General features: G+C 61.9%; 22 protein-coding genes. 16 read left to right on the top strand and 6 right to left on the bottom strand.

Annotated elements, in window-relative coordinates; genetic code table 11:
• Window positions 1-61: 61 nt before the first annotated feature.
• From rsmA to HBO05_RS17470, 4 genes are read right to left on the bottom strand one after another with little or no spacing between them, the layout of a single operon-like run.
• On the bottom strand, window positions 62-874 hold the full coding sequence (gene rsmA, locus HBO05_RS17485; RefSeq protein WP_169953812.1) for a 16S rRNA (adenine(1518)-N(6)/adenine(1519)-N(6))-dimethyltransferase RsmA: 813 nt from the start codon (window positions 872-874) through the stop codon (window positions 62-64).
• Window positions 871-1,860 carry a 4-hydroxythreonine-4-phosphate dehydrogenase PdxA gene (gene pdxA, locus HBO05_RS17480; protein WP_172313554.1) on the bottom strand — a complete coding sequence of 330 codons (990 nt, stop codon included), beginning with the start codon at window positions 1,858-1,860 and terminating at the stop codon, window positions 871-873. The genes rsmA and pdxA overlap by 4 nt, the downstream gene beginning before the upstream one ends.
• Window positions 1,857-3,191, bottom strand: a complete 1,335-nt coding sequence (locus tag HBO05_RS17475) for a peptidylprolyl isomerase (RefSeq protein ID WP_169953814.1) — start codon at window positions 3,189-3,191, stop codon at window positions 1,857-1,859. The genes pdxA and HBO05_RS17475 overlap by 4 nt, the downstream gene beginning before the upstream one ends.
• On the bottom strand, window positions 3,172-5,958 hold the full coding sequence (locus HBO05_RS17470) for an LPS-assembly protein LptD (protein WP_172313552.1): 2,787 nt from the start codon (window positions 5,956-5,958) through the stop codon (window positions 3,172-3,174). Before HBO05_RS17470 ends, HBO05_RS17475 begins: the two co-directional genes overlap by 20 nt.
• Window positions 5,959-6,088: 130 nt before the next feature.
• On the opposite strand from HBO05_RS17470, the gene HBO05_RS17465 reads away from it, so the two are divergent.
• Genes HBO05_RS17465 through HBO05_RS17455 form a run of 3 tightly spaced genes read left to right on the top strand, consistent with a single transcriptional unit; the run spans window position 6,089 to window position 8,554 of the window.
• Window positions 6,089-7,114 (top strand): phosphotransferase, encoded by a 1,026-nt coding sequence (locus HBO05_RS17465; protein ID WP_172313550.1) that lies wholly within the window; start codon window positions 6,089-6,091, stop codon window positions 7,112-7,114.
• A complete protein-coding gene (gene murU, locus HBO05_RS17460) occupies window positions 7,111-7,785 on the top strand; it encodes an N-acetylmuramate alpha-1-phosphate uridylyltransferase MurU (protein ID WP_169953817.1) in 675 nt (224 codons plus the stop codon). Before HBO05_RS17465 ends, murU begins: the two co-directional genes overlap by 4 nt.
• 1 nt (window position 7,786) lies before the next feature.
• Window positions 7,787-8,554, top strand: coding sequence for a DnaJ domain-containing protein (locus HBO05_RS17455; protein ID WP_170042257.1), 768 nt, complete (start codon window positions 7,787-7,789; stop codon window positions 8,552-8,554).
• 37 nt (window positions 8,555-8,591) lie between these two features.
• Here the strand turns inward: HBO05_RS17455 and HBO05_RS17450 are convergent, their stop codons facing one another.
• Window positions 8,592-9,569, bottom strand: a complete 978-nt coding sequence (locus HBO05_RS17450) for an alpha/beta hydrolase family protein (RefSeq protein ID WP_172313548.1) — start codon at window positions 9,567-9,569, stop codon at window positions 8,592-8,594.
• Between the two features lie 61 nt (window positions 9,570-9,630).
• Between HBO05_RS17450 and HBO05_RS17445 the strand changes: the two genes are divergently transcribed.
• The 10 genes from HBO05_RS17445 to trpE all read left to right on the top strand — a co-directional run bounded on the left by HBO05_RS17445 (window position 9,631) and on the right by trpE (window position 21,945).
• Window positions 9,631-12,024 carry a transporter substrate-binding domain-containing protein gene (locus HBO05_RS17445; protein ID WP_172313692.1) on the top strand — a complete coding sequence of 798 codons (2,394 nt, stop codon included), beginning with the start codon at window positions 9,631-9,633 and terminating at the stop codon, window positions 12,022-12,024.
• Between the two features lie 68 nt (window positions 12,025-12,092).
• On the top strand, window positions 12,093-12,722 hold the full coding sequence (locus tag HBO05_RS17440; protein WP_169953820.1) for a response regulator transcription factor: 630 nt from the start codon (window positions 12,093-12,095) through the stop codon (window positions 12,720-12,722).
• 291 nt (window positions 12,723-13,013) lie between these two features.
• Complete coding sequence (locus tag HBO05_RS17435) at window positions 13,014-14,126, top strand: ABC transporter ATP-binding protein (protein WP_029296791.1); 1,113 nt, start codon at window positions 13,014-13,016, stop codon at window positions 14,124-14,126.
• 46 nt (window positions 14,127-14,172) lie between these two features.
• Window positions 14,173-15,213, top strand: a complete 1,041-nt coding sequence (locus HBO05_RS17430; RefSeq protein ID WP_169953821.1) for an ABC transporter substrate-binding protein — start codon at window positions 14,173-14,175, stop codon at window positions 15,211-15,213.
• Window positions 15,214-15,368: 155 nt separating this feature from the next.
• A complete protein-coding gene (locus HBO05_RS17425; RefSeq protein ID WP_169953822.1) occupies window positions 15,369-16,616 on the top strand; it encodes an ABC transporter permease in 1,248 nt (415 codons plus the stop codon).
• 12 nt (window positions 16,617-16,628) lie between these two features.
• Window positions 16,629-17,456, top strand: a complete 828-nt coding sequence (locus tag HBO05_RS17420) for an ABC transporter permease (protein ID WP_029296783.1) — start codon at window positions 16,629-16,631, stop codon at window positions 17,454-17,456.
• A gap of 216 nt (window positions 17,457-17,672) precedes the next feature.
• Entirely contained in the window at window positions 17,673-18,821 is a 1,149-nt protein-coding gene (locus HBO05_RS17415; protein WP_169953823.1) for an iron-containing alcohol dehydrogenase, read from the top strand.
• Window positions 18,822-18,905: 84 nt separating this feature from the next.
• Entirely contained in the window at window positions 18,906-19,580 is a 675-nt protein-coding gene (rpe, locus tag HBO05_RS17410) for a ribulose-phosphate 3-epimerase (protein WP_169953824.1), read from the top strand.
• Window positions 19,577-20,395 (top strand): phosphoglycolate phosphatase, encoded by an 819-nt coding sequence (locus tag HBO05_RS17405; protein WP_172313546.1) that lies wholly within the window; start codon window positions 19,577-19,579, stop codon window positions 20,393-20,395. The genes rpe and HBO05_RS17405 overlap by 4 nt, the downstream gene beginning before the upstream one ends.
• Before the next feature lie 68 nt (window positions 20,396-20,463).
• Window positions 20,464-21,945: an anthranilate synthase component I gene (trpE, locus tag HBO05_RS17400; protein WP_169953826.1), complete on the top strand. Its 1,482-nt coding sequence runs from the start codon at window positions 20,464-20,466 to the stop codon at window positions 21,943-21,945.
• 105 nt (window positions 21,946-22,050) lie between these two features.
• Here trpE and estP read toward each other — a convergent pair whose 3' ends face one another.
• Window positions 22,051-23,973 carry an esterase EstP gene (gene estP / locus HBO05_RS17395; RefSeq protein WP_172313544.1) on the bottom strand — a complete coding sequence of 641 codons (1,923 nt, stop codon included), beginning with the start codon at window positions 23,971-23,973 and terminating at the stop codon, window positions 22,051-22,053.
• A 420-nt stretch (window positions 23,974-24,393) separates the two neighbouring features.
• Between estP and HBO05_RS17390 the strand changes: the two genes are divergently transcribed.
• From HBO05_RS17390 to trpC, 3 genes are read left to right on the top strand one after another with little or no spacing between them, the layout of a single operon-like run.
• On the top strand, window positions 24,394-24,987 hold the full coding sequence (locus HBO05_RS17390; RefSeq protein WP_172313542.1) for an aminodeoxychorismate/anthranilate synthase component II: 594 nt from the start codon (window positions 24,394-24,396) through the stop codon (window positions 24,985-24,987).
• Window positions 24,988-24,996: 9 nt separating this feature from the next.
• On the top strand, window positions 24,997-26,046 hold the full coding sequence (trpD, locus tag HBO05_RS17385) for an anthranilate phosphoribosyltransferase (protein ID WP_032858515.1): 1,050 nt from the start codon (window positions 24,997-24,999) through the stop codon (window positions 26,044-26,046).
• Entirely contained in the window at window positions 26,043-26,879 is an 837-nt protein-coding gene (gene trpC, locus HBO05_RS17380) for an indole-3-glycerol phosphate synthase TrpC (RefSeq protein ID WP_169953828.1), read from the top strand. Before trpD ends, trpC begins: the two co-directional genes overlap by 4 nt.
• Window positions 26,880-26,902: the final 23 nt, after the last annotated feature.

Raw genomic sequence — 26,902 nt, 5'->3', positions numbered from 1 at the left:
GGCCAGACATGCTGACTGACCTGATGTCCACCCTTGTAGGAACCGGCTTGCCGGCGATGGGTCAGTCGGCAGCGGGTGCAGGCTGAATCGCTAGCTGGTCCGCCAGGCGTACAAACGCGGCGAGGTCCAACTGCTCCGGGCGCAGGCTGCCGTCGACACCGGCGGCTTCGATCTCGGCGTTGCTCAGCAATGCCTTGAGTGTATTGCGCAGGGTCTTGCGACGCTGGTTGAAGGCTTCGCGTACCACTCGTTCCAGCAGGCGATGATCCTTGGCCGGGTGCGGAAGAACCGCGTGTGGTACCAGGCGCACAATGGCCGAGTCGACTTTTGGCGGCGGGTTGAACGCGCCCGGACCCACATTGAACAGGTGCTCGACCCGGCAGTGGTACTGGACCATGATCGACAGGCGACCCCAATCGCCGCCGCCAGGGCCGGCCGCCAGGCGCTCGACCACTTCCTTCTGCAACATGAAATGCATGTCGCGGATGATCCCTGCGTTGTTCAGCAGGTGAAAGATCAGCGGCGTGGAGATGTTGTAAGGCAGGTTGCCAACCACACGCAGGCTGTTGGGCGCGGCATTGAGGCTGGTGAAGTCGAACTTCAGCGCATCGCCCTGGTGCAGGTTGAAGTTGGGCATGCCGGCGAATTGCTGGTTGAGGATAGGGATCAGGTCCTTGTCCAACTCAACCACATCCAGTTGGCCACCGCTATTGAGCAGGCCCTGGGTCAGCGCGCCCTGGCCCGGGCCGATTTCCAGCAGGCGGTCTTCGGGCTTGGCATGGATGGAGCGCAGGATGCGGTCGATAACGCCGGCATCGTGCAGGAAGTTTTGCCCGAAGCGCTTGCGCGCCCGGTGTTGGTAATGCTCGGTCATATACGGGTCTCGGCCATCTGATAGGCGGTTTCCAGGGCCACGTGCAGGCTGCCGGTATCGATCTTGCCGCTGCCCGCCAGGTCCAGGGCGGTGCCATGGTCGACGGAGGTGCGGATGATCGGCAGGCCCAGGGTCACGTTGACTGCGGCGCCGAAACCTTTGTATTTCAGCACGGGCAGCCCCTGGTCATGGTACATCGCCAGCACTGCATCGCAGTGCTCCAGATATTTGGGGGTAAACAGAGTGTCGGCGGGCAATGGGCCACGCAGGTCCATGCCTTCTTGGCGCAGACGCTCTAGTGTGGGTTCGATGATGTCGATTTCTTCATGGCCCAGGTGGCCGCCTTCACCCGCGTGGGGGTTGAGGCCGCACACGAGGATTCGCGGCTGGGCGATGCCGAATTTCTGTTGCAGGTCAGCGTGCAGGATGCGCGTGACGCGTTCCAGGCGCTCTGGCGTGATGGCATCGGCAATCTGGCGCAAGGGCAGGTGAGTGGTCACCAGTGCCACGCGCAGGCCACGGGTTGCCAGCATCATCACCACCTGTTCGGTGTGGGTCAGCTCGGCAAGGAACTCGGTATGGCCGGAAAAGGCGATACCGGCTTCGTTGATCACGCCTTTATGCACCGGCGCCGTGATCATCCCGGCGAAGTCACCGTCGATGCAGCCTTGTCCGGCGCGGGTCAGGGTCTCCAGGACGAAGGCGGCGTTGGCCTTGTCCAGCTGCCCGGCGACTACCTTGGCCTGCAGCGGGGTGTCCCACACGTACAGGCTGCCCGCGTGTGCCGGTTGGTCGGGCCAGTTGCCCGGCGAAACGGGCAACAAGTCGACAGCCACGCCCAGTTGCGTGGCCCGCTCAAGGAGCAGGTCACGGCTGGTAATGGCAATCAGGGGATGAGGCTGGGCTTGCGAGGCAAGCAGCAGGCACAGGTCTGGACCTATGCCGGCCGGCTCGCCGGGTGTCAACGCGAAACGCTGGGGTTTCACTGGGCTGCCTGGTCGGTGCCTGTTGTGTCGGCGCCAGGGAGCTTGTTTTCCACGTAGGCTTCGTCACGGATCTGACGCAGCCAGGTTTGCAACTCTTCGTCGTATTTGCGGTTACGCAGTACGGTCAGTGCTTGCTGCTCACGGGCCTGGGTGGTGTTGTCGGTGGCGCGGCGGCCAAGGACTTCCAGGACGTGCCAGCCATACTGGGTCTTGAACGGCTTGGACAGCACGCCTTGCGGCGTATCGTTCATGACTTGCTGGAACTCGGGCACCAGGGCTCGTGGGTCGATCCAGTTCAGGTCGCCGCCGTTGAGGGCAGAACCCGGGTCTTCCGAGAAGCTTTTGGCCAGGGTGGCGAAGTCTTCACCGCCTTCGATGCGCTCATAGATCTTTTGCGCCAGCTCCTTGGTTTGAGCCTCGGTGCGGATTTCACTTGGCTTGACCAGGATGTGACGGACATGCACTTCGTCCTTCAACGAAGCCTCACCGCCGCGACGCTCCAGCAACTTCAGAATGATGAAGCCGCCAGGGGTGCGCGCAGGTTGGGTGATGCCACCCACTTCCATGGCGCTTAACTCGCGGTCAAACGGTGGTGGCAGTTGAGCGGCTTTACGCCAGCCCATATCACCGCCTTCGAGGGCGTTGTCGCTGCCTGACTGGGCAATGGCCATCTGCGCAAAGTCAGCACCGGCCTTGAGACGGTCATAGATCGCCTGGGTCTTGGCCGCTGCGGCGTTGAGCTGCTCGGCGTTGGCGCTGTCTGGCGTCGGGATCAGGATATTGGCCAGGTGCAGTTCTTCGGAGAGCTGCATCTTGCCCAGGTCCGAGGCCAGGAAGTTCTTCACTTCCTGCTCCGATACCTGCACGCGTTCGGCCACACGGCGCTGGCGCACACGGCTGATGATCATTTCGCGGCGGATCTGGTCACGGGCGTCCTCATAGGACAAACCGTCATGGGCCAGGGCCGCGCGGAACTGATCAATGCTCATGTTGTTGCGTTGAGCGATGGTGCCGACGGCCTGGTTCAGCTCTTCGTCGGTGATACGGATGCCGGAACGGTCGCCAATCTGCAATTGCAGGTTTTCGACGATCAGGCGTTCCAGCACCTGCTGGTCCAGGACGCTGGTCGGTGGCACGCCACCGCCACGCTTGGCGATGGTTTGCTGAACTTCCTTGACCCGTTGGTCGAGTTGGCTCTGCATGATCACGTCGTTATCGACGATGGCCACTACCTTGTCCAACGGTTGCACTGCAGCGTGTGCCGCTGCAGTACCCAGGAACAGCGCGCCCAGCATCAGCGGGCGCAGACAATCAGAAAGCTTGATCTTCACGTTCACGATAACCTTGGATGCCTTTGTCGAGGAAGCTCTCTACCTTGGCGCCAGTCAGGCCGCCGAGTCCCTTGAGGACGATTTGGAGGAAGAGCCCGTGGTCGCCTTTTTCGTTCTGCGGGGCGATCTGGGTGTATTCGTCGTTGGAAACCCAATAACGGTTGATCACGCGCAGTTTCCAGCAGCAGTTGTCGTACTCGAAACCACCAAAGGCTTCCAGGGTACGGTTGCGTGCGTAGTCATACTGCCAGCGGGTGATCAGGTTCCACTGCGGAACGATCGGCCACATCATCGAGAAGTCGTGTTGCTGGATTTTGTAGTAATCCTTTACGAAGTTCGCATCGCCTTCACGACCATAGTCGCCGCCAAACTGCCATTTGCCAGTCAACTGGTCGTAAACCACCTGGTCATTGCGATAGCGGTAACCGACGTTGATAACCTTGTTAGGGTTGTCTTCCGGCTGGTAGTGGAACATCGCGCTGCCGGAGCGTGCGGAGTGTTCCTCTGTGTCCCAGTTGTAGTCGGCGGTGGCGCGCCAGTCGCGGTTGAAGCGGAACTCGTAGTCCAGGGCGATTGGCGAGACGTCCGATTGCGAATCGGCGCGGTCGGCAGCAACGACACCAGGTAATTGTACTTCGCGATCCTTGAAGTACAGGGCTTGACCGACGGAAACGCGCTGACGTTCAAAGCCGTTTTCTTCGATCCAGCGGCTGGTCACGCCCAAGGACAGCTTGTTTTCGTCACCGATCCGGTCACTGCCGGAGAAGCGGTTGTCGCGAAACAGCGAGTTGTAGCTGAACGTGGCTTCGCTCGTATCGAACACAGGGATATCGGACTGATCTTTCTCTGGCACATAGAGATAGAACAGGCGTGGTTCGAGAGTCTGGGTATAGTCTTTACCAAACCACTGGGTGCTGCGGTCAAAGAAGAGCCCGCTATCGACGCTGGCGATAGGTATTGAGCGGTCTTGGGAGCTTTTGAATTTCTGTCCCGCGACAACCATTTGCTCTTTGCCTTTACCGTCAAGATCAAGATCGTATTTGGTATAGGCGTACTTGAGCCTCGGCGTGACGAAGCCGTAACTCCAGTTCATCGGCAACGAAATGCTTGGCGCTACGTTCAATCGTGTGCCGTTGGCACGGGTCAGTCCGCTTACGTTCTCGTCCAGACGTGGCTGACCATTGGGGAGGGGGCCGCCATCTTTATCGAATATGTTGCCAGTCCTCAGATCCCGATCAAACCGAACAGCCTCGGTTTGATAATCAAAGTGCAACCCGCCTGGGTTGTAAGGCAAAGAACCCGAGAAGGTAATCTGCGGCAATCGGTCATACGGAGTAATCTGCGAGATCGTCGCCAGTTCATAGGCTTGCAGATTCAACTGAGCGGTATAAGTGTCGCCGCGATAGCTAACAGCACCTTGCTGGTTAACGAACTCACGAGACTCGACGCCAATCTGATTGGACTTCAAATCCTGGAAGTAGAACGGATCGCTGATCTTGGTGTAGTCGACCTCAGTCAGTAAGCGCGAATCCAGCCCACCCTTGTGTTGCCAATTGATCATGTAGCGGGTTTTGTCGTAGTCGCTCTGCTTCTTCCGCTCGTCGCTGTCATCGTTCAGGTACGCGCCGCCGAACTGACCTTCGCTGGACTTGGTGAGGTAGCGGAATTCGCCCTCCATCAACATGCCGCGCTTGGTCATGTATTGCGGATACAACGTGGCATCGTAGTTCGGCGCCAGGTTGAAGTAGTACGGTGTCACCAGCGTAAAGCCACTTTCACCACCCGAACTGAAGCTCGGCGGCAGGAAGCCGGACTGACGACGATCGTCAATCGGGAAGTAGATGTACGGGGTGTACAGGATCGGGATGTTCTTGACCCGCAACGTCGCGTTGGTCGCCGTACCGAAGCCGGTGGCCGGGTTCAGCGTGATGTTGTTGCCGCGCAGTTGCCAGGCGTTGCTGTCCGGCTCGCAGGTGGTGTAGGTACCATCCTTGAGGCGGATGATCGCGTTTTCGGCACGTTTGGCGTACAGCGCGTTACCGCGGATGCGCGATTTGTGCATCACGTATTCGGCGTTGTCGATCTGGGCCGCACCCGTGTCCAACTGGACCTGGGCGTGGTCGCCGACGATCAGCGCGCCATTGTCGCGCAGACGCACTTTGCCGTTCAGCTCGCCACGGTTCTCGGCCTGGTACAGGCTGGCCTCGTCGGCCTCGACCTGCATGCTGCCCTGGCGCATGACCACGTCACCGGCCAGGGTTGCGACTTGGGTTTCCTGCTCGTAACGAGAGGCCTTGGCACCGATGAAGGTCGGCGCGTCGCTCTTGTCCGTCTTGTCGTTCATGCCAGGACGGATCGGCTCGATGTACGCACCGGCGCAATAAGGACCGGTTTCGGCCAGTTGCGCGGCGGTGAGTTTCTCGCGAGGGACCCAGTCCAGGTGGCTGTAGTCGGCGCTACGCGAGCGCAGGCCACGGCCCTTGGATTCGGTGACCAGCTTGGTCTGCGGCACGGCTTCGGCACCGCCAGCTTCGCCTTGCGGCGTGCCATTGGCCGAGCTGACGGCACTGCCGTCATGCACCGGACGCGGTGGCAAAGGGGCTGCGCTGGCTTTTGGCGCGCAATCCCAGGCACCCGAAGCAGAGACTGAGCAGTCATACTGTTCCGCGGCGACCACGAATGAGGTGGCGAAAGGTTGCATGGCCAGCAGACTGCCGGTTACCAGCAACGGAAATTTTCTACGAAACGCGGGGGATTTCAATGCCATCTTATTAGTCCGGGCTTCCTGCGTGCCATCTGCCCGCGGTGTGGGCCGCACGCCTCTCGATGGTCTGAAAAAGATGCGTGATAATAAAGCATGACCCGCTTGACGGCTAGCGCCGTCGGAGACCCTTGTAATGCCCGACCAAGATCTACGTTTGCAACACCTGAAAGTCTGGCTCGATCAGCAGTTACCCGAGCTTTTCCTTGCCCAGGGATGGGGCCCCGTACCCCCGGCTACATTGACTGCGGCCAGCAGCGACGCGAGTTTCAGACGGTACTTCCGTTGGGAGGGCGCAGGTCGCACATTTGTCGTGATGGACGCTCCGCCCCCCCAGGAAAACTGCAAACCTTTCGTCGATATCGCGCGAATGTTGGCTAAATCAGGAATAAATGTTCCACAAATTTTTGCTGAGGATCTGTCCCAAGGCTTTCTTTTGCTCAATGACCTGGGCAAAAACACCTACCTGGATGTGATTGACGGGGAAAATGCCGACCAATTGTTTGCCGAGGCCATCGACGCGCTGCTGGCGTTCCAGCAATTGCCGATGGACGCCGGCTTGCCCAGCTACGACGTGCCGTTGTTGCGCCGGGAGCTGGAGTTGTTCCCCGAGTGGTACGTGCGCCGGCACCTGGGCATCGAGTTCGATGCGCAGCAGTCGGCCCTATGGCAGCGGGTCAGCCAGTTGTTGATCGACAGCGCCCTGGCCCAGCCCAAGGTCCTGGTGCACCGCGACTATATGCCGCGCAACCTGATGATCAGCGAACCGAACCCTGGCGTGCTGGACTTCCAGGACGCGGTCTACGGCCCCGTGACCTACGACATCACCTGCCTGTTCAAGGACGCCTTCCTCAGTTGGCCCCAGGCACGGGTGCGCGAATGGCAGCGCGGCTATTGGCAGCGTGCTGGCCAATTGGGCATTCCGGTACAGGCGGATTTTGAAGACTTCCTGCGTGCCAGCGACTTGATGGGGGTGCAGCGGCACCTCAAGGTCATCGGTATCTTCGCGCGTATCTGCCACCGTGATGGCAAGCCGCGCTACCTGGCGGACGTGCCGCGCTTCTTTGGCTATATAGAAGCGGTGCTGGCCGATCGGCCGGAACTGGCCGACCTTGGCGAGTTGCTGTCGAGCCTGCGCCAACCGGCCGAGGCCCACGTATGAAGGCCATGATCCTGGCGGCCGGCAAGGGCGAGCGGATGCGTCCGCTTACCTTGCACACTCCCAAACCACTGGTCCAGGCCGGTGGCAAGCGCCTGATCGAGTACCACCTGGAGGCGCTGGCGAAAGCGGGGTTCACCGAGATCGTCATCAACCATGCCTGGCTGGGCCAGCAAATCGAGCATTACCTGGGGGACGGCGCGCAGTACGGCGTGCGCATCCAGTATTCGCCCGAAGGCGAGCCGCTGGAGACCGGTGGCGGGATTTTCCAGGCCTTGCCCCTGCTGGGAGACGAGCCGTTCCTGGTGGTCAATGGCGATATCTGGACCGACTACGACTTTGCCCGCCTCAAGCAGCCCTTGAGCGGTCTGGCGCACCTGGTGATGGTCGACAACCCGGCCCATCACCCCAGTGGTGGCGATTTCTATATCAAGGACGGTTTGCTTCATGATGCAGCGCCCGATGCCGATAACCTGACCTTCAGTGGCATTTCGCTGCTGCATCCCAAGCTGTTTGCGGGTTGCAGCGCCGGTGCCTTCAAGCTAGCGCCCTTGTTGCGCGCAGCGATGGCTCAAGGCTTGGTCTCGGGGGAACACATGGATGGACGCTGGATTGACGTCGGTACGCTGGAGCGCCTGGCGCAGGTAGAAAACCTGCTGACTGTGGGCCAGTAAGATGCTGTGGCCAGGGACTTTGATCGGCGCCGGGGCGGGGTTTGCCATCGCCAGTATTCCGGGGGCCATGCTGGGTGCGCTATTGGGCCAGGCGCTGGATCGACGCCTGCAATTGCGCAGTTGGGCGCAACTGCGCGAGCGCCTGGGCGGCCGTCCGGCGCTGCGTAACGACGAACTGCTGTTTGTGTTGCTGGGCCGTTTGGCCAAGAGCAACGGGCGGGTGGTCGACGGGCATATCCAGCAAGCGCGGGTGGAGATGCGCGCGCTGGATATGACCGAGCCGGCCCAGCGCCGGGCGATTGCGGCGTTCAATCGGGGCAAGTCGGGGACCGATCGGGTGCGCAGTTACCTGCGCGTGCTCAAGTCCCAGCCCCATGCCGCAGAAGGCGTGCTGCGTGCCTGCTGGCGCATGGTCTGGGCCGACGGCAAGGCCAGCCTCGCCGAGCGCGACCTGATCGACCTCTGGGGCAAGTGGCTGGGGTGGACGCCGCAACAGATCCAGGCCCTGGCCCACGACTACGAGCCGGAGCGCAAGCCCCTGGCCACTCGTGGTGGCACCTACCAGGAAGCCCTGCGGATTCTAGGGGTGACTGCCACGACAGAGCCGGCTGTGATCAAGCGTGCCTACCGACGACTGCTCAGTCGCCATCATCCGGACAAGATCGCCGGCAGCGGCGCCAGCCCCTCGCAGGTACGCGAGGCTACGGAGCGTACGCGCGAGCTGCATAGCGCCTACACGGTGATCCGTGAGCAGCGGGATTTCCGCTGACCTTACAGGAGCCGGCTTGGCGGCGATGGGAGGTGGGTCAAGTCCCGCTGCCTTGCGGGCTCAACCAGCCGCGAATACGCCGGTACAACTGTTCCTGGGCCGCTGAACTATTGCCGGGGATAGTCTTCAACGACACCTGCTTATAGTTGTCATTCTTCAGTCGTTTGCTCGCCTGGCCGCGTTCCAGCGCCATTTTGCTGGCCTGGGCGTTGTCCTGGTAGAAGACATCGGCCGTTGCCAGCTTCAAGGTCGGCGCCAGCTGTTGCAGGTTCGGTTGGCGGCCTATCGGCGTTTGCGCCGCGACCATAATGAATTTCTGCACCTGCGCGGGTTGTTTTTCGCTCAGGTAGCGCGCTGCCCACCAGGCCCCGGTGCCGTGGCCCAGCAGCACTACGCTGCGGGCGTTCTGGGTCTGGGCATAGGCGACGGCGGCATCGATGCGGGCGAAGATCCGGGTCGCATCGGTCTTGTCCTGCTCATCCGCGCCGGGGACCACGGCCGGGTCGGTGCCTTCGGCTTCGGCGCTGGCGGCCTGTTCGATCGGCTTGGGCGCGGCGGTGCTGGCATCCTTGCTGCTGGTGTCGACGGCCGAGTCGGGGGCCTGGATGATTCGGGGCGCCAGGGTGTCCAGGCTCTGGTCCGGCAATGACAGGCTCAGGCTGCCCCACTCGGCATCTGGCAGCTTCTGGCGCAAAGGCCCGACGGCTTGCGGCCAGTCAGCGGTTTCCCCGGCGCCGGGGACGATAATCACCACGCCTTGCGGCTCGGCGCTGTTGGCCGGCTTCCACAGGGCCAGGAATGACTCGTCGCCAGCCTGCAATTGCTGCTGCTCCTGGGGCGGCAGTTGTCGCTCCAGGGCGCTGGCTTCCTCCTGGCTGCGCTCGAGCAGAGGCTGGCGTTGCGGTGGCTTTTCGGCGGCAGCCGGCGCGGTGTCAGCCGCCTGCACGCAAAAGGTGCTGGTAAACAGGAGCGACAGGCACAATGCTGGCAGTGTCGAACGGTGAAGCAGGGGCATAGTGCAATTCCGGCCAGAAGTGATTCCGGCAGCCTAATGGGTTGGATGTGAGATGTGAATGATGATTTTTCGCTGTCTGCTGGTTATCGGCTATCTGTGCTTTCCCTTGATGGCAAGTGCTGCGCCCGCGTCCGTGGTGTCGCCGGCGGTGCTCAAGCCCCAGCAGCGCGAGTGGCTGGCGCAGCACCCGCAACTGCGGGTCGGCGTGGTGTTGCAGGCGCCTTACGCGCAATATGACCGACGCCTGCAGCGGTTGTCCGGGGCCAATGTCGAGCTGATGCAGGCATTGGCCAAGGCGTTGAACATCGAGCTGAGCTGGCGCAACTTCCCCACGCAAGAACAGTTGGAGGACGCCTTGCGCGAGGACGCGGTCGACCTCGCGCCGGGCCTGCTGCAAACCCCGGCGGGCCTGCGCCTGTGGTTGTTTTCTGACCCGTATATGCGCGTGCCCCAGCACATCGTCGGCATTCGTGACGGCAGCGGCGCGGTGGACCTGGAAAAACTCGACGAACACTCAAGGGTCGCCGTGCGCATGCCCAGCGCCGTGGCTGATTACCTGCGCAGCAATTACCCCAACCTGAACCTGCAAGGCGTGCCCCTGGAGCGCCAGGCCCTGCAATTGTTGGTCAGCCAGCAGGCGCGCTATGCCGTGATCGATGAGGCGCAGTTGAGCCGGCTGTCGGTCGAGCCAGAGTTCGCCAGCCTGGCGGTGGTGGGTGATATTGGCTTGCCGCAATTGCTGCGGGTGGCCACTCGGCGTGACTGGCCGGCCTTGGCGGACATTGTCGAGAGCGGCCTGCGGGCCATTCCCGCCCGTGAGCTGGAGCAATTGCACGCCCGTTGGCTGCAAGCCAAATACCCACGGCTGTCGGAGTCACCGGGGTTCTGGCAAAACCTCAGCCTGTTGCTGGGCCTGTTGTTGCTCGCGTGCCTGGCGGTTGCTGTGTGGCAGCGTCGGCAAAAACATGCCCTGGAGCACCAGTTGCTGGCCGCGCGCGAGGAAAGCGCTGCCCGTGCCGCAGGCGCCGAAGCGTTGCGCCTGACCCAGTTTTCCATCGATCAAAGCACCGTCGGCATCCTCTGGGTCAATTGGGACAGCCATGTGCGCTACGCCAACGTCGCCGCCGAAGCGATGCTCGGCTACGGCCCGGGCGCGTTGATCGAACGCCCGTTGATCGAGTTCGAACCCAACTTGAGCATGGACCGCTGGCTGAACCTGTGGAAACGCGCCCGGGCCAGTGAAGACGGGCCGCAGAGCTTTGCCACCCAGTGCCTGCGCGCGGATGGCAGCCTGTTGCCCACGGATGTGTCCCTGAGTTTTCTGCGCTTTGCCGGTGGCGAATACCTGGTGGTGTACCTCAACGACGTTACCGAGCGCCGCCGGGCCTTGGCCGCGTTGCAGGAAAGTGAAGCGCGCCTGCAAGGCATCGCCGCCAATGTGCCGGGGTTGGTGTTTCGCCTGGAGCGTCTGCCGTTGAGCGCCGCCATCGATTTTGCCTACATCAGCGAAGGCAGTGAGCGCCTGGTGGGTTATTCGCCGTCCGTGCTCAGCCACCGCGATGTGGGGCTACGCAGCCTGGTACATCCGGATGATCGCGCCAGTTATCACCAGACCCAGGACCAGGCCATCGACACCGAGAGCAACTGGTCGTGGCAGGGCCGCATCCTCACTCGGCAAGGCGAGCAGCGCTGGGCCGAGATCAAGGCCGTCACGCGACGCCTGGATGATGGCGCGGTGGTCTGGGACGGGATCGTCTGGGACATCAGCGACAGCAAGCGCATCGAATTGGAACTGGACGCTTCGCGGGCGCAGCTGCGCGAGCTGTCGGCCCACCTGGAGACCGTGCGCGAGGAGGAGAAAGCGCGGATCGCCCGCGAAGTCCACGATGAGCTGGGGCAAATGCTCACGGTGCTGAAGCTGGAAACCTCCATGTGTGAGTTGGCCTACGCGCAATTGGACCCCGGCCTGCACGAGCGCCTGAACAGTATGAAGCGTCTGATCGCGCAGTTGTTTCAACTGGTCCGTGATGTGGCCACCGCGCTGCGCCCGCCGATTCTCGACGCCGGGATCGCGTCGGCCATCGAATGGCAGGCGCGGCGGTTCGAAGCGCGCACGCAGATCCCTTGCCTGGTGCAAGTGCCGGATAATCTGCCGGCATTGAGCGACGCCAAGGCCATCGGCCTGTTCCGCATCCTGCAAGAGGCGCTGACCAATGTCATGCGCCATGCCCAGGCGCATACTGTCGAGCTGACCCTGGTGCTGGAGGGGGCCAATCTGCGCCTGACCATCAGCGATGATGGCGCAGGGTTCGTCCCCGCGCCGGGACGCCCGGTGTCGTTTGGCCTGGTGGGTATGCGCGAGCGGGTGCTGATCATGGGCGGGCGGTTGACCCTCGACAGCGAGTTGGGGGAGGGCACCACCCTGAGCGTTACAGTGCCGTTGGATTCGCCATAGATCCCTTGTGGTCTTGCTCCCACATTTTGAATGTCGGCGTTTAATCGCTATAGAGAGAGGAAATTGCCGTGATCCGCGTATTGGTAGCCGAAGACCACACCATCGTCCGTGAAGGCATCAAGCAGTTGATCGGCCTGGCCAAGGACCTGCTGGTGGTGGGCGAGGCGGGGAACGGCGAGCAGTTACTGGAAGCCTTGCGCCATACACCTTGCGAGGTGGTGCTGTTGGATATTTCCATGCCCGGGGTCAACGGCCTGGAGGCGATTGCGCGGATCCGTGCGCTGAACAATCCACCGGCCATCCTGGTGTTGTCGATGCATGACGAGGCGCAAATGGCCGCCCGGGCGTTGAAGGTCGGCGCGGCAGGGTACGCCACCAAGGACAGCGATCCGGCGCTATTGCTGACGGCGATCCGCAAGGTGGCCGCGGGCGGGCGCTATATCGACCCGGACCTGGCGGACCGCATGGTGTTCGAAGTCGGCCTCACCGACACCCGGCCGTTGCATTCGCTGTTGTCCGAGCGCGAGTTCTCGGTGTTCGAGCGTTTGGCCCAGGGTGCCAACGTCAACGATATCGCCCAGCAACTGGCCCTGAGCAGCAAGACCATCAGCACCCACAAGGCGCGGTTGATGCAAAAACTCAACATTACCTCCCTGGCAGAACTGGTGAAGTACGCGATGGAGCACAAACTCCTGTAGGCGCCCGGCTTGCCGGTGGTGGCTATCTTGAGGGCGCCATCGCCGGCAAGCCGGGCTCCTACAGGGAGGCGTATCTATTTGCGACACCCCGGCAGCACCCCGCAGCCCATGCCTGCGGCTTGTCGCGTCCTCCTGGCCGCCCAACTGTCCCATGCCCGCCATCCGTGTAGGGCAATCCCTACCCTGAACCTTCCACCCTGCTGATGCCAATCTCTCCTGCGCCCCGATTTCCGGGGGCTTGCTCCTGGACTACGCTAGCTCCACAGCAGTCCAAAACACAAAGGTGCGGGTATGAGCGAGGTGGATTCAAATGATGTGCTGGTCAGCTTTCGTGGTGTGCAAAAGAGCTACGACGGCGAGAACCTGATCGTCAAAGACCTCAACCTGGACATTCGCAAAGGCGAGTTCCTCACCTTGCTGGGGCCGTCCGGCTCGGGCAAGACCACCAGCCTGATGATGCTGGCGGGCTTTGAAACGCCGACCGCCGGGGAAATCCTCCTGGCCGGGCGCTCCATCAACAACGTGCCGCCGCACAAGCGTGACATTGGCATGGTGTTCCAGAACTACGCGCTGTTCCCGCACATGACCGTGGCCGAGAACCTGGCGTTCCCCCTGACCGTACGCGGCTTGAGCAAGACCGATGTCAGCGAGCGGGTCAAGCGCGTGCTGAGCATGGTCCAGCTCGACGCCTTCGCCCAGCGCTACCCGGCGCAGCTCTCCGGCGGCCAGCAACAACGGGTGGCCCTGGCTCGCGCACTGGTGTTCGAGCCGCAGTTGGTGCTGATGGACGAACCCCTCGGCGCCCTCGATAAACAGCTGCGTGAACACATGCAGATGGAGATCAAGCACCTGCACCAGCGCCTCGGCGTGACGGTGGTCTACGTGACCCACGACCAGGGTGAAGCCCTGACCATGTCCGACCGGGTGGCGGTGTTCCACCAGGGCGAGATCCAGCAGATCGCACCGCCGCGCACCTTGTATGAAGAGCCGAAAAACACCTTCGTCGCCAACTTCATCGGCGAGAACAACCGCCTTAACGGCCGCCTGCACAGCCACACCGGCGAGCGCTGCGTGGTCGAGCTGGCGCGGGGCGAGAAGGTCGAGGCGCTGGCGGTGAATGTCGGGCAGATCGGGGGGCCGGTGACGCTGTCGGTGCGCCCGGAGCGGGTCAGCCTCAACGGTTCCAGCGAAAGCTGCAGCAATCGCTTCTCGGGTCGGGTGGCCGAATTTATCTACCTGGGCGACCACGTGCGTGTGCGCCTGGAAGTCTGCGGCAAGGCTGATTTCTTTGTGAAACAACCGATCGCCGAGCTGGACCCGGCGCTGACGGTCGGCGATGTGGTTCCGATTGGCTGGCAAGTCGAGCACGTTCGCGCACTCGACCCACTTCTAGAGGCGAACTGATCGCCCCCTTGGCTTCATCCAACCCTGCACGTGGAGAGAACAATAAATGTTGAGATCCCTGAAATTGACCGCCCTGGCCATTGGCCTGGCGGGTGCTTCACAGGTCATGGCAGGTCCTGACCTGACGGTGGTGTCGTTTGGCGGCGCGAACAAGGCGGCCCAGGTCAAGGCCTTCTATGCGCCGTGGGAAAGCGCGGGCCACGGCAAGATCATCGCCGGCGAGTACAACGGCGAGATGGCCAAGGTCAAAGCCATGGTCGACACCAAGAGCGTGTCCTGGGACCTGGTGGAAGTCGAATCGCCGGAGCTGTCCCGTGGCTGTGACGAAGACATGTTCGAGCCGCTGGACCCTGCACTGTTTGGCAACACGCAAGATTACGTGAAAGGCGCGATCCAGCCCTGCGGCGTGGGTTTCTTCGTGTGGTCCACCGTGCTGGCCTACAACGCCGACAAGCTCAAGGCGCCACCAGGCGGCTGGGTGGATTTCTGGGACACCCAGAAATTCCCCGGCAAGCGTGGCCTGCGCAAAGGCGCCAAATACACCCTGGAATTTGCCCTGATGGCTGACGGTGTAGCGCCCAAGGATGTCTACAAAGTGCTGGCCAGCAAAGATGGCCAAGACCGCGCCTTCAAGAAACTCGATGAGCTCAAGCCGTCGATCCAATGGTGGGAAGCCGGCGCCCAGCCGCCGCAGTACCTGGCCTCGGGTGATGTGGTGATGAGTTCGGCCTACAACGGCCGGATCGCTGCCGTGCAGAAAGAGAGCAACCTGAAAGTGGTGTGGAACGGCGGCATCTACGATTTTGATGCCTGGGCGATCCCCAAGGGCCTGGGCAAGGAACGCGCCGAGGCGGCGAAGAAATTCATCGCCTTCTCCGTCGCACCGCAACAGCAGAAAACCTATTCGGAAAACATCGCCTACGGCCCAGCCAATACCCAGGCCGTACCGTTGCTGGCCAAGGACATCCTCAAGGATATGCCGACCACCCCGGAAAACATCGCCAACCAGGTGCAGATCGATGTGAGCTTCTGGGCGGATAACGGCGAGCAGTTGGAGCAGCGCTTCAACTCCTGGGCTGCCAAGTAATAAGCCCCACCGCTAAACCCCTGTAGGAGCTGGCTTGCCTGCGATGGCATCACCTCGGTAGACGTGACACACCGAGGCGCTGTCATCGCGGGCAAGCCCGGCTCCCCCAAGGGGCCTTTCACACGGGTTCAACTGTAGATTTTCCGGAGTTTGCCATGGCCATCGCCGTTCCCTCGAACGAGGTCACCACCCCCAGCTTGAAACAGCGCCTGGCCCGTGCCGAGCGGCTTAACCGCTGGAAGGCCCAGGCCTTGATCGCGCCGCTGGTGGTGTTTTTGCTGCTGGTGTTCCTGGTGCCCATCGTTGCGCTGCTCTACAAAAGCGTCGGTAACCCGGAAGTGGTCGCCGGCTTGCCGCGTACCGTGGTGGCGGTGACCGCCTGGGATGGTCGCGGCTTGCCCGACGAGCCGGTGTATCAGGCTATCAGCGAGGACCTGGGCGAAGCCCGTAAAAACCAGACCTTGGGCGACCTGTCCAAGCGCCTGAACATGGAACTGGCGGGCTATCGCAGCCTGTTGACCAAAACTGCGCGGGCGCTGCCGTTTAGCGAAGTGCCGGCCTCTTATAAAGAAGCGCTGGAAAACCTCGACGAACGCTGGGGCGACCCCGCGTACTGGCAGGCAATCCGCCGCAACACCAGCAGCCTTACGCCTTATTACCTGCTGGCGGCCGTCGATCATCGGATCGACGACCTCGGTGAAGTCGCGCCGGCCACCCCGGACCAGGCGATCTACCTCGATATCTTCGCCCGCACCTTCTGGATGGGCCTGGTGATTACCGTGTGCTGCCTGCTGCTGGCCTATCCGCTGGCGTACTTGCTGGCCAACCTGCCGGCGCGGCAAAGCAACCTGTTGATGATCCTGGTGCTGCTGCCCTTCTGGACCTCGGTACTGGTGCGTGTCGCCGCGTGGATTGTGTTGCTGCAGTCCGGCGGCTTGATCAACGGCGCGCTGATGAGCCTGGGCATTATCGATAAGCCCCTGGAGCTGGTGTTCAACCGGCTTGGGGTCTACATCTCCATGGTGCATATCCTGTTGCCGTTCATGATTTTGCCGATCTACAGCGTGATGAAGGGTATTTCGCCGACCTATATGCGTGCGGCGATTTCGCTGGGCTGTCACCCCTTTGCCAGTTTCTGGCGGGTGTACTTCCCACAGACCTACGCGGGCGTCGGTGCCGGCTGCCTGTTGGTGTTTATCCTGGCGATTGGCTATTACATCACCCCGGCCCTGCTGGGCAGCCCTAACGACCAGATGGTCAGCTACTTCGTGGCGTTCTACACCAACACCAGCATCAACTGGGGCATGGCCACTGCGCTGGGTGGCTTGCTGCTGCTGGCGACCGTGGTGCTGTACCTGATCTACAACTGGCTGGTGGGCGCCAGCCGCCTGCGCCTGAGCTGAGGAGCGCCTGACATGTCCAGCAGTCCTTATATGTCACCCATCGAGCGGGTGTGGTTCTACAGCTTGCGGATCCTCTGCGGCCTGATCCTGTTGTTCCTGATCCTGCCGGTGCTGGTGATCATCCCGCTGTCATTCAACTCGGGGAGTTTCCTGGTGTACCCGCTGCAGGGGTTTTCGCTGCACTGGTACCAGGACTTCTTCGCCTCGGCGGAATGGATGCGTGCCCTGAAAAACAGCATCATCGTCGCCCCGGCGGCCACGGTGCTGGCGATGGTGTTCGGTACATTGGCGGCCATCGGCCTGACCCGTGGGCATTTTCCCGGCAAGGCGCTGGTGATGGCCCTGGTGATTTCGCCGATGGTGGTGCCGGTGGTGATTATCGGCGTGGCGAGTTACCTGTTCTTCGCTCCGCTGGGGCTGGGCAACAGCTTCTTTTCACTGATCGTGGTGCATGCGGTACTGGGCGTGCCCTTTGTGATCATCACCGTGTCGGCAACGTTGCAGGGCTTCAACCATAACCTGGTGCGGGCAGCGGCCAGCCTGGGGGCATCGCCGCTGACCGCGTTTCGCCGGGTGACGCTGCCGCTGATTGCGCCGGGGGTGATTTCCGGGGCGCTGTTTGCCTTTGCCACCTCGTTCGATGAGGTGGTGGTAACGCTGTTCCTCGCCGGGCCCGAGCAGGCCACCTTGCCTCGGCAGATGTTCAGCGGCATCCGCGAAAACCTCAGCCCGACCATTGCCGCAGCGGCGACTCTGCTGATTGCCTTCTCGGTGGTGCTGTTGCTGACCCTGGAATGGCTGCGTGGGCGCAGCGAAAAACTGCGTACGGCACAGGTCTGACTGCTGAAACCCTATCATCTGTGGGAGCTGGCTTGCCTGCGATGGCCTCGACTCGGTACACCTGATGCACCGAGTCGAGGCCATCGCAGGCAAGCCAGCTCCTACATTGACCGGGTTCGCTTTGAATGATCTGGCCATTCAGCCGCTGAATGGCAGACAACCCACATTCCCCAGCTATTCTTGTGCCAGCCCCCAACTTTATAAGAGGCCGCGCACATGAGTATCTCCTCATTCAAGATCGCCCATAAATTGCTCACCGGCCCAGGTGCCATCGAGCAATTGGCCGCCGAGCTAACACGGCTGGATGTCGATAACCCGCTGATCGTCACCGATGCCGCACTGGTCAAGTCCGGCACGGTGCAATTGGCGTTGGCGCAGTTGGGGGATCGCCCCTTTGAGATTTTCGACCGGGTACTGCCCGACCCGGAGATCGCCATCGTCGAAGACTGCATGCAGGTGTACCGCGAAGGCGGGCATGACGGCCTGATCGGTGTGGGCGGCGGCAGTGCCATCGATATTGCCAAGAGCGTCGCCGCCTATGCCGGGTATCACGGCGCCCTGGCGGATTTGTTCGGGGTGGACCAGGTGCCGCGCAAGGGCCCGCCGCTGATCGCCATTCCCACTACGGCCGGCACCGGGTCGGAGGTGACCAATGTGGCGATTCTCTCGGACAAGGCCGCGCAATTGAAAAAAGGCATCGTCAGCGACTATCTGCTGCCGGACGTTGCGCTGATCAGCCCGCAAATGACCCTGACCTGCCCGCGCAGTGTCACGGCGGCCAGTGGTGTGGATGCCCTGGTGCATGCCATCGAGTCGTATCTGTCGCTGAACGCTTCGCCGATCACCGATGCCCTAGCTATCGGGGCGATCAAGTTGATCGCCAAGGCCTTGCCCAAGGCCTACGCCAACCCTTCCAACCTGCAGGCGCGTGACGATATGGCCACCGCCAGCCTGATGGCCGGCATGGCCTTCGGCAATGCCGGGGTGGGCGCGGTGCATGCATTGGCCTACCCGTTGGGCGGGCGTTTCAATATTGCCCACGGGGTGAGCAACGCATTGCTGCTGCCTTACGTGATGCACTGGAACAAACTGGCCTGTGTCGAGCGCATGCAGGATATCGCCCAGGCCATGGGGGTGAACGTCACGGGCTTGAGCGTCAACGATGCGGCGGACCAGGCCGTGGCGGCCATGACGCGACTGTGTGCCGCAGTGGAGATCCCTTCCGGCCTGCGCAGCTTTGGCGTGCCCGAGGATGCGATCCCGGCCATGGCGGTAGAGGCGGCGGGAATCGAGCGCCTGATGCGCAACAACCCACGCAAGCTGAGCGCGGCGGATATCGAGAAAATCTACCGCGCCGCCTACTAACCATTGAGTCAGGTCACGGTGCGCGCAGCAAAGCATGAGGTATACAATGCGCGCCATCGTGATTTAGCTCAGAAAAGGTGCGTCATGCAGCCCTTCGTTATTGCTCCATCGATCCTCTCCGCCGACTTCGCCCGCCTGGGTGAAGAAGTGGACAACGTGTTGGCCGCCGGTGCCGACTTCGTACACTTCGATGTCATGGACAACCACTATGTGCCGAACCTGACCATCGGCCCGATGGTATGCGCGGCGCTGCGCAAGTACGGCGTGACCGCGCCCATCGATGTGCACCTGATGGTCAGCCCGGTGGACCGCATCATCGGCGACTTCATCGAAGCCGGTGCGACCTACATCACCTTCCACCCGGAAGCCACGCTGCACATCGACCGTTCCCTGCAACTGATCCGCGAAGGCGGCTGCAAGGCCGGGCTGGTGTTCAACCCGGCGACCCCGCTGGACACGCTCAAGTACGTGATGGACAAGGTCGACATGGTCTTGCTGATGAGCGTCAACCCAGGGTTTGGCGGGCAGAAGTTCATCCCCGGCACCCTAGACAAACTGCGTGAAGCCCGTGCGCTGATCGATGCCTCTGGCCGCGATATCCGCCTGGAGATCGACGGTGGGGTCAACGTCAGCAACATCCGTGACATCGCGGCGGCTGGCGCCGATACCTTCGTCGCCGGCTCGGCGATCTTCAACACCCCTGACTACCAGGAAGTGATCGCCAAAATGCGTGCAGAACTGGCGCTGGCGCGTCCATGAGCGGTTTTGAGCAGCTGTTCCCCGGTCAATTGCCGCGGCTGGTGATGTTCGATCTGGACGGCACCCTGGTCGACTCGGTGCCGGACCTGGCGGCTGCGGTGGATCACATGTTGCTCAAGCTGGGGCGCAAACCGGTCGGTATCGAGTCGGTGCGCGACTGGGTCGGCAACGGCGTGCAGGTGCTGGTGCGCCGTGCCTTGGCCAACCATATCGACGCCGAGGACGTCGATGACGTGGAAGCCGAGCACGCGCTGGAACTGTTCAATGCGGCCTACGAAGACGGCCACGAACTGACTGTGGTTTACCCCGGCGTGCGCGACACCCTCAAGTGGCTGCACAAGCAGGGCGTGGAAATGGCCCTGATCACCAACAAGCCGGAGCGCTTTGTCGCTCCGTTGCTGGACCAGATGAAGATCGGGCGGTATTTCCGCTGGATCATCGGCGGCGATACCCTGCCGCAGAAAAAGCCCGACCCGGCGGCGCTGTTCTTTGTGATGAAAATGGCCAATATCCCGGCTTCCCAGTCGCTGTTTGTCGGCGACTCGCGCAGTGATGTGCTGGCGGCGAAAGCGGCGGGGGTCAAGTGCGTGGCCTTGAGCTACGGCTACAACCATGGCCGGCCGATCGCCGAAGAGTCGCCGGCGCTGGTCATTGATGACCTGCGACGGCTAATCCCCGGTTGCTTGGGAGCGGGCGCTGAGATAACGTTGCCCGACGCTGTCCCATCCCCTTCTGGAAATCCCATCGTGGTGGTCACTCGCAAACTCTGGATGAAAGTCATCAAGGCCCTGGCCCGCTGGCGTTGGCGCGCCTGACTGATCCTGGCCGCGCTGCGGCACGTTTGCATACCTGACTGTTAGACCCTCACGCCACGAGGCACCTCATGATCCGCGAAGAATTCCTGCGTTTGGCCGCTGCCGGCTACAACCGCATCCCCATGGCCCGGGAAACCCTGGCTGACTTCGATACACCGCTGTCGATCTACCTGAAACTGGCCGATGAGCCCAATTCCTATCTGTTGGAATCGGTACAGGGCGGCGAGAAGTGGGGCCGGTATTCGATCATCGGCCTGCCGTGCCGCACGGTCCTGCGGGTGCATGACCATCACGTCAGCATCACCCATGACGGCATCGAGATCGAAAGCCACGATGTGCAAGACCCGCTGGCCTTCGTCGAAGCCTTCAAGGCGCGCTACAACGTGCCGACCATCCCTGGCCTGCCGCGTTTCAATGGCGGCCTGGTGGGGTATTTCGGCTACGACTGCGTGCGCTATGTAGAGCAGCGGCTGGGCAAATGCCCGAACCCCGATCCGTTGGGCGTACCGGACATCTTGCTGATGGTTTCCGACGCGGTGGTAGTGTTCGACAACCTGGCCGGCAAGATGCACGCGATCGTGCTCGCCGACCCGGCCCAGGCCGACGCGTTCGAGCAAGGCCAGGCCAGCCTCGAAGCCCTGCTGGACAAGCTGCGCCAGCCGATCACCCCGCGTCGCGGCCTGGACCTCAGCCGTCCACCGGCGGCCGATCCGGTGTTCCGTTCCAGCTTTACCCAGGATGACTACGAGCGCGCGGTCGATACCATCAAGGAGTACATCCTCGCCGGTGACTGCATGCAAGTGGTGCCGTCGCAGCGTATGTCCATCGACTTCAAGGCGGCGCCCATCGACTTGTACCGGGCCCTGCGTTGCTTCAACCCGACGCCGTACATGTACTTCTTCAACTTTGGTGACTTCCACGTGGTGGGCAGTTCGCCGGAAGTACTGGTGCGCGTCGAAGACAACCTGATCACCGTGCGCCCGATTGCCGGTACGCGCCCTCGTGGCGCGACCGAAGAGGCCGATCTGGCGCTCGAAGAGGACCTGCTGTCGGACGACAAGGAAATCGCCGAGCACTTGATGCTCATCGATCTTGGGCGTAACGACACCGGGCGCGTTTCGGAAATCGGCTCGGTGAAGCTCACCGAAAAAATGGTGATCGAGCGTTATTCCAACGTGATGCACATTGTGTCCAACGTCACCGGCGAGCTGAAGGCCGGCCTGACGGCAATGGACGCGCTGCGCGCAATTCTGCCGGCGGGCACCTTGTCTGGCGCACCGAAAATTCGCGCGATGGAAATCATCGACGAACTGGAGCCGGTCAAGCGTGGTGTCTACGGCGGCGCCGTGGGTTATTTCGCGTGGAATGGCAACATGGACACCGCCATTGCAATCCGCACGGCGGTGATCAAGGACGGCGAACTGCACGTCCAGGCGGGCGGCGGGATCGTGGCCGACTCGGTGCCGGCCCTTGAGTGGGAAGAAACCCTGAACAAGCGCCGAGCGATGTTCCGTGCGGTGGCGTTGGCTGAGCAGACGCCGCAAGACTGACGGTCGATCCCGATCTAAATGTGGGGTTGGGCTTGTGTGGGAGCGGCGGTGCGACGATTCGACTTGCCGCTCCCACATGGGTTTGATGTTGTTCTTACGACCGGTTTAGAAATCCAGGCTCACCCCGACACTGACCCCTTGCTGGGTCAGGCTGTCATCCTTCCTCACGTTATACGCCGCGCGCAGGGCCAACTCCTGGGTGAGCTTGTGGCTGATCCCGAGGCTCAGGCGATCGGAGTTGCTGCGAGGGGTGTAGCCGTCCAGCTTGAAATCGATCCCCTGCACGCTGTTGAGCGAAATGTTCACCTTTTGGGTGTCATTCTCGAACTCATGCTCGTGAGCCACTTCGCCAAAAACCTGGGTTTGCGGAGTGACGCGGTAGCTACCCTGCAGGCCAACGCCCAGGCGCCTGGAGTCGCGTTGCTGATCATCAAAGGTCAGCGCGGTGGAGCGGTTGCCTTTTTCCCCGTAGCCATCGACTTCGACTCGCGCATAGTCGGCGCTGATGAACGGCGACAGGTGCCAATCGCTGCCGACGCCGGCAATGTCGTAGCCCACGCGACCACTCAAGGCCCAGAGCCAGCCGTCGGTGTCACCTTTTTCCGAGCTTTCGCTGACGCCCAGGGCGAACTTGCGCTTGAGGCTGTCGAAGTCCAGCCGGCCGCCGGTCAACGCGGCATCGGCCCACCAGTGGTTGTGCTGATACTGGGCGAATGCGCTGCCCATGTAGCTGTTGAGCTTGTAGTCCGAGTCGCTGGCGCCGGCTTCGAGCGTCTGGCGATATAGCCCGGCCGCCACGCCTACGCGCCAACTGTCGTCGAGGCGATAGCTGGTGCCGATATTCAGGTTGTAGCCACTGCCGTCGCCACTGGCGGAGCTGCCTTGACCGTCGAAGTCCAGGCGCTGGCCACCACCGGCGACAATTGCGCGCCATTGGCCCACGGCCTGCCAGTTGCCGTTGTCCGCCTGCCATTGGTTGCGCAATTCATCCTGGTGGGCGCGCAGGGTGCCGTGGGCCATTTCCGGTAACAGCGTCAGCTCCCAGGGGGCGGCGAGCAGCGAATAGGCATAGTCGGCGATCAAGCGTTGCCCGGCGACGGTGGGGTGGACCGAGTCGTTGTAGATCAGTTTGGTCGGGTCCGGGTTGGTGCCGCCGATGCCATAGGTCGGGTTGGCGGTGCAGCTGTTGCCACTGAAGCAGGTGCCGGTAAGGTTCTGCCCGGTCGCCAGGCCAAATCGGCCAGGGTCGGCGAAGGATTCCTGCAACAGCAGTGGAATATTCAACGGGATGATCTGGGCATCGATCTGCGACAGGCGCTGTACCAATGCCTGGTTGAAAATATTACTCAGGGCGGACGTCGCAGCTTGCTGCGGCGTGCCGTTGATGGCGGGTGTCAGGCCCAGGTCGGGCAGCATCCACACCATGATGTAGCGCGCGCCGGCTTGTTGCAGGGCCTGGGCACTGTCGGCCAGGCGCCCGCCTGCGGCAACGGCTTGGCCTGGACTGAGGACGCGCTGTTGCAGGAAGTCATTGCCGCCACCGGACAGAAAATACAGGGCGTTGGGGTCGGCGCGTCCGCCGTTTGCCGGCAGATACCCCTGGCGGCTGCGCAACACCGTGCCGGCGCCCGCATTGCCCGGAGGGATCGCCGTGTTGGATAGCGAGGTGATGGAATCCAGGATGTTGTCGGTACGGTAGCCGCCGACCGCCCAGTTGTTGCCATCAGGCAAGCCTTGGGCCGCGCGAACCGGCGAGGTGGAGGCATTCAGGTCGTTCGCTGCCACGCCTAGTTTGGAGCCCAGCAGGGTCGAGGAAACCAGGCCGTAGTCGCCCTGGAATGTGGGACCGGTACGGTTGGTAAAACGCAGGGTGGCACCGGACAGACCATCGGGAAACTGGCCCGCGTCCGCCAGGCTATCGCCGAAAACGACCATGGTTGAATAAGGTGAAGGGGCTGCAAACGCCTGCGCGCAGGCCAGCGCCAGGAGGCAGCCGGCAAGGGGCGCAACAAAAGATGGTCTGAGCATACGCAATTCCATGTGATTGTTTTTGTATCGGAAGTGAAACACTAGCAATGTAGTGGGAGTTGCCTGTGAGGAAAATCGTTTTTTTCCTACAAACCCTTTGTCATGCCCCCCGTATTTGCTGCTCCATATTGCACCGCTGGCGAGGCTACGTTACTGTGCGGGAACGTATGAATGAGACCCTCCCCGTGTTGATCATCAGCAAACTCTTGATGCGAGTAGTCAAGGCACACGCCCGTTGGCGTTGGCGCGCCTGAATTTTCTCTGCCGGCCCGGCCGGACCTGTACCGATTTGCCTTCTTCACCCTTTGTTCGACGCCCCTTGCCGGCTGACCCCGGCAACCGGAAAGTGCGTCTGGCAGCGGGTCACTCTCTTGGAAGGCGGTCATTCGAAATCAGTGAATTCAAGAGGTTTGAACCCACATGTTGCTGATGATTGATAACTACGACTCCTTTACCTACAACGTTGTGCAATACCTGGGCGAGCTCGGTGCCGAGGTCAAGGTGGTGCGCAACGATGAAATGACCGTGGCACAGATTGCTGCCCTGAACCCTGAGCGCATTGTGGTTTCCCCTGGCCCGTGCACGCCGACCGAGGCGGGTATCTCCCTGGAAGCCATCCAGTTTTTCGCCGGCAAGCTGCCGATCCTCGGGGTTTGCCTGGGCCACCAGTCCATCGGCCAGGCGTTCGGCGGCGACGTAGTGCGCGCCCGCCAGGTGATGCACGGCAAGACCAGCCCGGTGTTCCATAATGATCAGGGCGTGTTCCAGGGCCTGAACCTGCCGGTGACGGTGACCCGCTACCACTCGTTGGTGGTCAAGCGCGAAACCTTGCCCGAGTGCCTGGAGCTGACAGCCTGGACCCAGTTGGAAGACGGCTCGGTCGACGAGATCATGGGCTTGCGGCACAAGATACTGAATGTCGAAGGGGTGCAATTTCACCCTGAATCGATTCTGACCGAGCAGGGCTACGAGCTGTTCGCCAACTTTCTCAAGCAGAGCGGCGGCACGCGCTAAGGACTTTCCATGGATATCAAGACTGCCCTGAGCCGTATCGTCGGCCATCTGGACCTGAGCACCGCTGAAATGAGCGATGTGATGCGCGAAATCATGACCGGTCAATGCACCGATGCGCAGATTGGCGCCTTTATGATGGCCATGCGTATGAAGAGCGAGAGCATCGACGAAATCGTCGGCGCCGTCTCGGTGATGCGCGAGTTGGCGGACAAGGTCGAGCTCAAGACCCTCGACGGCGTGGTCGATGTGGTCGGCACCGGCGGCGACGGTGCGAATATTTTCAACGTCTCGACGGCCTCCTCCTTCGTGGTGGCGGCTGCCGGTTGCACCGTGGCCAAGCACGGCAACCGTGCTGTATCCGGCAAGAGCGGCAGTGCCGACCTGCTGGAGGCAGCAGGTATCTACCTGAACCTGACCCCGGTGCAGGTGGCGCGCTGCATCGACAACGTTGGCATCGGCTTTATGTTTGCCCAGTCCCACCATGGTGCGATGAAACACGCCGCCGGACCGCGCAAGGACCTTGGCCTGCGTACCCTGTTCAACATGCTTGGCCCGCTTACGAATCCGGCCGGTGTGAAACATCAGGTGGTGGGCGTGTTCAGCCAGGCACTGTGCCGGCCATTGGCCGAAGTCCTGCAGCGCCTGGGTAGCAAGCATGTGCTGGTGGTGCACTCCAAGGATGGCCTGGACGAATTCAGTCTCGCGGCGCCGACCTTTGTGGCGGAACTGAAGAACGATCAGGTCACTGAATATTGGGTCGAGCCAGAGGATCTGGGCATGAAGAGCCAGAGCCTGCACGGCCTGGCGGTGGAAAGCCCGGCCGCTTCCCTGGAATTGATTCGCGATGCCCTGGGGCGTCGCAAGACTGAAAACGGTCAGAAAGCGGCAGAGATGATTGTTCTGAATGCTGGCGCGGCACTTTACGCAGCCGATCACGCCTATAGTCTTACAGAAGGTGTCGCCTTGGCCCACGATGCGCTGCATACGGGTCTGGCTCGCGAAAAGCTCGAAGAGCTGGGAGCATTCACGGCCGTATTCAAAATGGAGAATGAAGGATGAGCGTGCCAACAGTCCTGGAAAACATCCTCGCCCGTAAAGCTGAAGAAGTCGCCGAGCGCCGCGCCCGCGTGAGCCTGGCCGAGCTGGAAGGCCTGGCGAAAAGCGCCGATGCACCGCGCGGCTTCGCCAATGCCCTGATCACCCAGGCCAAGCTCAAGCAGCCAGCGGTGATCGCCGAGATCAAAAAGGCCTCGCCAAGCAAAGGCGTGATCCGCGAGCACTTCGTGCCAGCAGAGATTGCTGCCAGCTATGAGAAAGGCGGGGCGACCTGCCTTTCGGTGTTGACCGATATCGACTACTTCCAGGGCTCCGACGCTTACCTGCAACAAGCCCGCGCCGCGTGCAAGTTGCCGGTGATCCGCAAGGACTTCATGATCGACCCGTACCAGATCGTCGAGGCCCGGGCGTTGGGCGCCGATTGCGTGCTGTTGATTGTTTCGGCGCTGGACGACGTGCAGATGGCCGAACTGGCGGCAGTTGCCAAGGGCGTGGGCCTGGATGTATTGGTCGAGGTCCACGACGGTGACGAACTGGAACGCGCGCTGAAAACCCTCGACACACGCTTGGTGGGGGTCAACAACCGCAACTTGCACACCTTTGAGGTCAGCCTCGAAACCACGCTGGACTTGCTGCCGCGCATTCCCCGCGACCGCCTGGTGATTACCGAGAGCGGTATCGTCAATCGTGCGGATGTGGAGCTGATGGAAATCAGCGACGTCTACTCGTTCCTGGTTGGCGAGACTTTTATGCGTGCGGAGAATCCTGGGGCTGAGTTGCAGCGCCTGTTTTTCCCGGAGCGTGGTCTGCCGGTCAGCGGCTCGACGCTGGATTGATTCAAAACGCGGTCACGGTAGGA

The organism is Pseudomonas sp. WS 5079 (assembly GCF_012985465.1).
GTDB lineage: Bacteria > Pseudomonadota > Gammaproteobacteria > Pseudomonadales > Pseudomonadaceae > Aquipseudomonas.
Note: the sequence above shows the minus strand (reverse complement) of the source record. Positions and strands in the feature narration are given on the sequence as shown.

Bases quoted from the DNA above. Each gene is read 5' to 3' on its own strand.
- HBO05_RS17435 (WP_029296791.1), top strand. From the start codon at position 13,014: ATGAGCGAGGTGGATTCAAATGATGTGCTGGTCAGCTTTCGTGGTGTG.
- trpD (WP_032858515.1), top strand. From the start codon at position 24,997: ATGGATATCAAGACTGCCCTGAGCCGTATCGTCGGCCATCTGGACCTG.
- HBO05_RS17415 (WP_169953823.1), top strand. From the start codon at position 17,673: ATGAGTATCTCCTCATTCAAGATCGCCCATAAATTGCTCACCGGCCCA.
- HBO05_RS17470 (WP_172313552.1), bottom strand. From the start codon at position 5,958: ATGGCATTGAAATCCCCCGCGTTTCGTAGAAAATTTCCGTTGCTGGTA.
- HBO05_RS17445 (WP_172313692.1), top strand. From the start codon at position 9,631: ATGATTTTTCGCTGTCTGCTGGTTATCGGCTATCTGTGCTTTCCCTTG.
- HBO05_RS17455 (WP_170042257.1), top strand. From the start codon at position 7,787: ATGCTGTGGCCAGGGACTTTGATCGGCGCCGGGGCGGGGTTTGCCATC.
- HBO05_RS17430 (WP_169953821.1), top strand. From the start codon at position 14,173: ATGTTGAGATCCCTGAAATTGACCGCCCTGGCCATTGGCCTGGCGGGT.
- rpe (WP_169953824.1), top strand. From the start codon at position 18,906: ATGCAGCCCTTCGTTATTGCTCCATCGATCCTCTCCGCCGACTTCGCC.
- HBO05_RS17425 (WP_169953822.1), top strand. From the start codon at position 15,369: ATGGCCATCGCCGTTCCCTCGAACGAGGTCACCACCCCCAGCTTGAAA.
- rsmA (WP_169953812.1), bottom strand. From the start codon at position 874: ATGACCGAGCATTACCAACACCGGGCGCGCAAGCGCTTCGGGCAAAAC.
- HBO05_RS17465 (WP_172313550.1), top strand. From the start codon at position 6,089: ATGCCCGACCAAGATCTACGTTTGCAACACCTGAAAGTCTGGCTCGAT.
- HBO05_RS17405 (WP_172313546.1), top strand. From the start codon at position 19,577: ATGAGCGGTTTTGAGCAGCTGTTCCCCGGTCAATTGCCGCGGCTGGTG.
- murU (WP_169953817.1), top strand. From the start codon at position 7,111: ATGAAGGCCATGATCCTGGCGGCCGGCAAGGGCGAGCGGATGCGTCCG.
- HBO05_RS17450 (WP_172313548.1), bottom strand. From the start codon at position 9,569: ATGCCCCTGCTTCACCGTTCGACACTGCCAGCATTGTGCCTGTCGCTC.
- HBO05_RS17420 (WP_029296783.1), top strand. From the start codon at position 16,629: ATGTCCAGCAGTCCTTATATGTCACCCATCGAGCGGGTGTGGTTCTAC.
- trpE (WP_169953826.1), top strand. From the start codon at position 20,464: ATGATCCGCGAAGAATTCCTGCGTTTGGCCGCTGCCGGCTACAACCGC.
- estP (WP_172313544.1), bottom strand. From the start codon at position 23,973: ATGCTCAGACCATCTTTTGTTGCGCCCCTTGCCGGCTGCCTCCTGGCG.
- trpC (WP_169953828.1), top strand. From the start codon at position 26,043: ATGAGCGTGCCAACAGTCCTGGAAAACATCCTCGCCCGTAAAGCTGAA.
- HBO05_RS17390 (WP_172313542.1), top strand. From the start codon at position 24,394: ATGTTGCTGATGATTGATAACTACGACTCCTTTACCTACAACGTTGTG.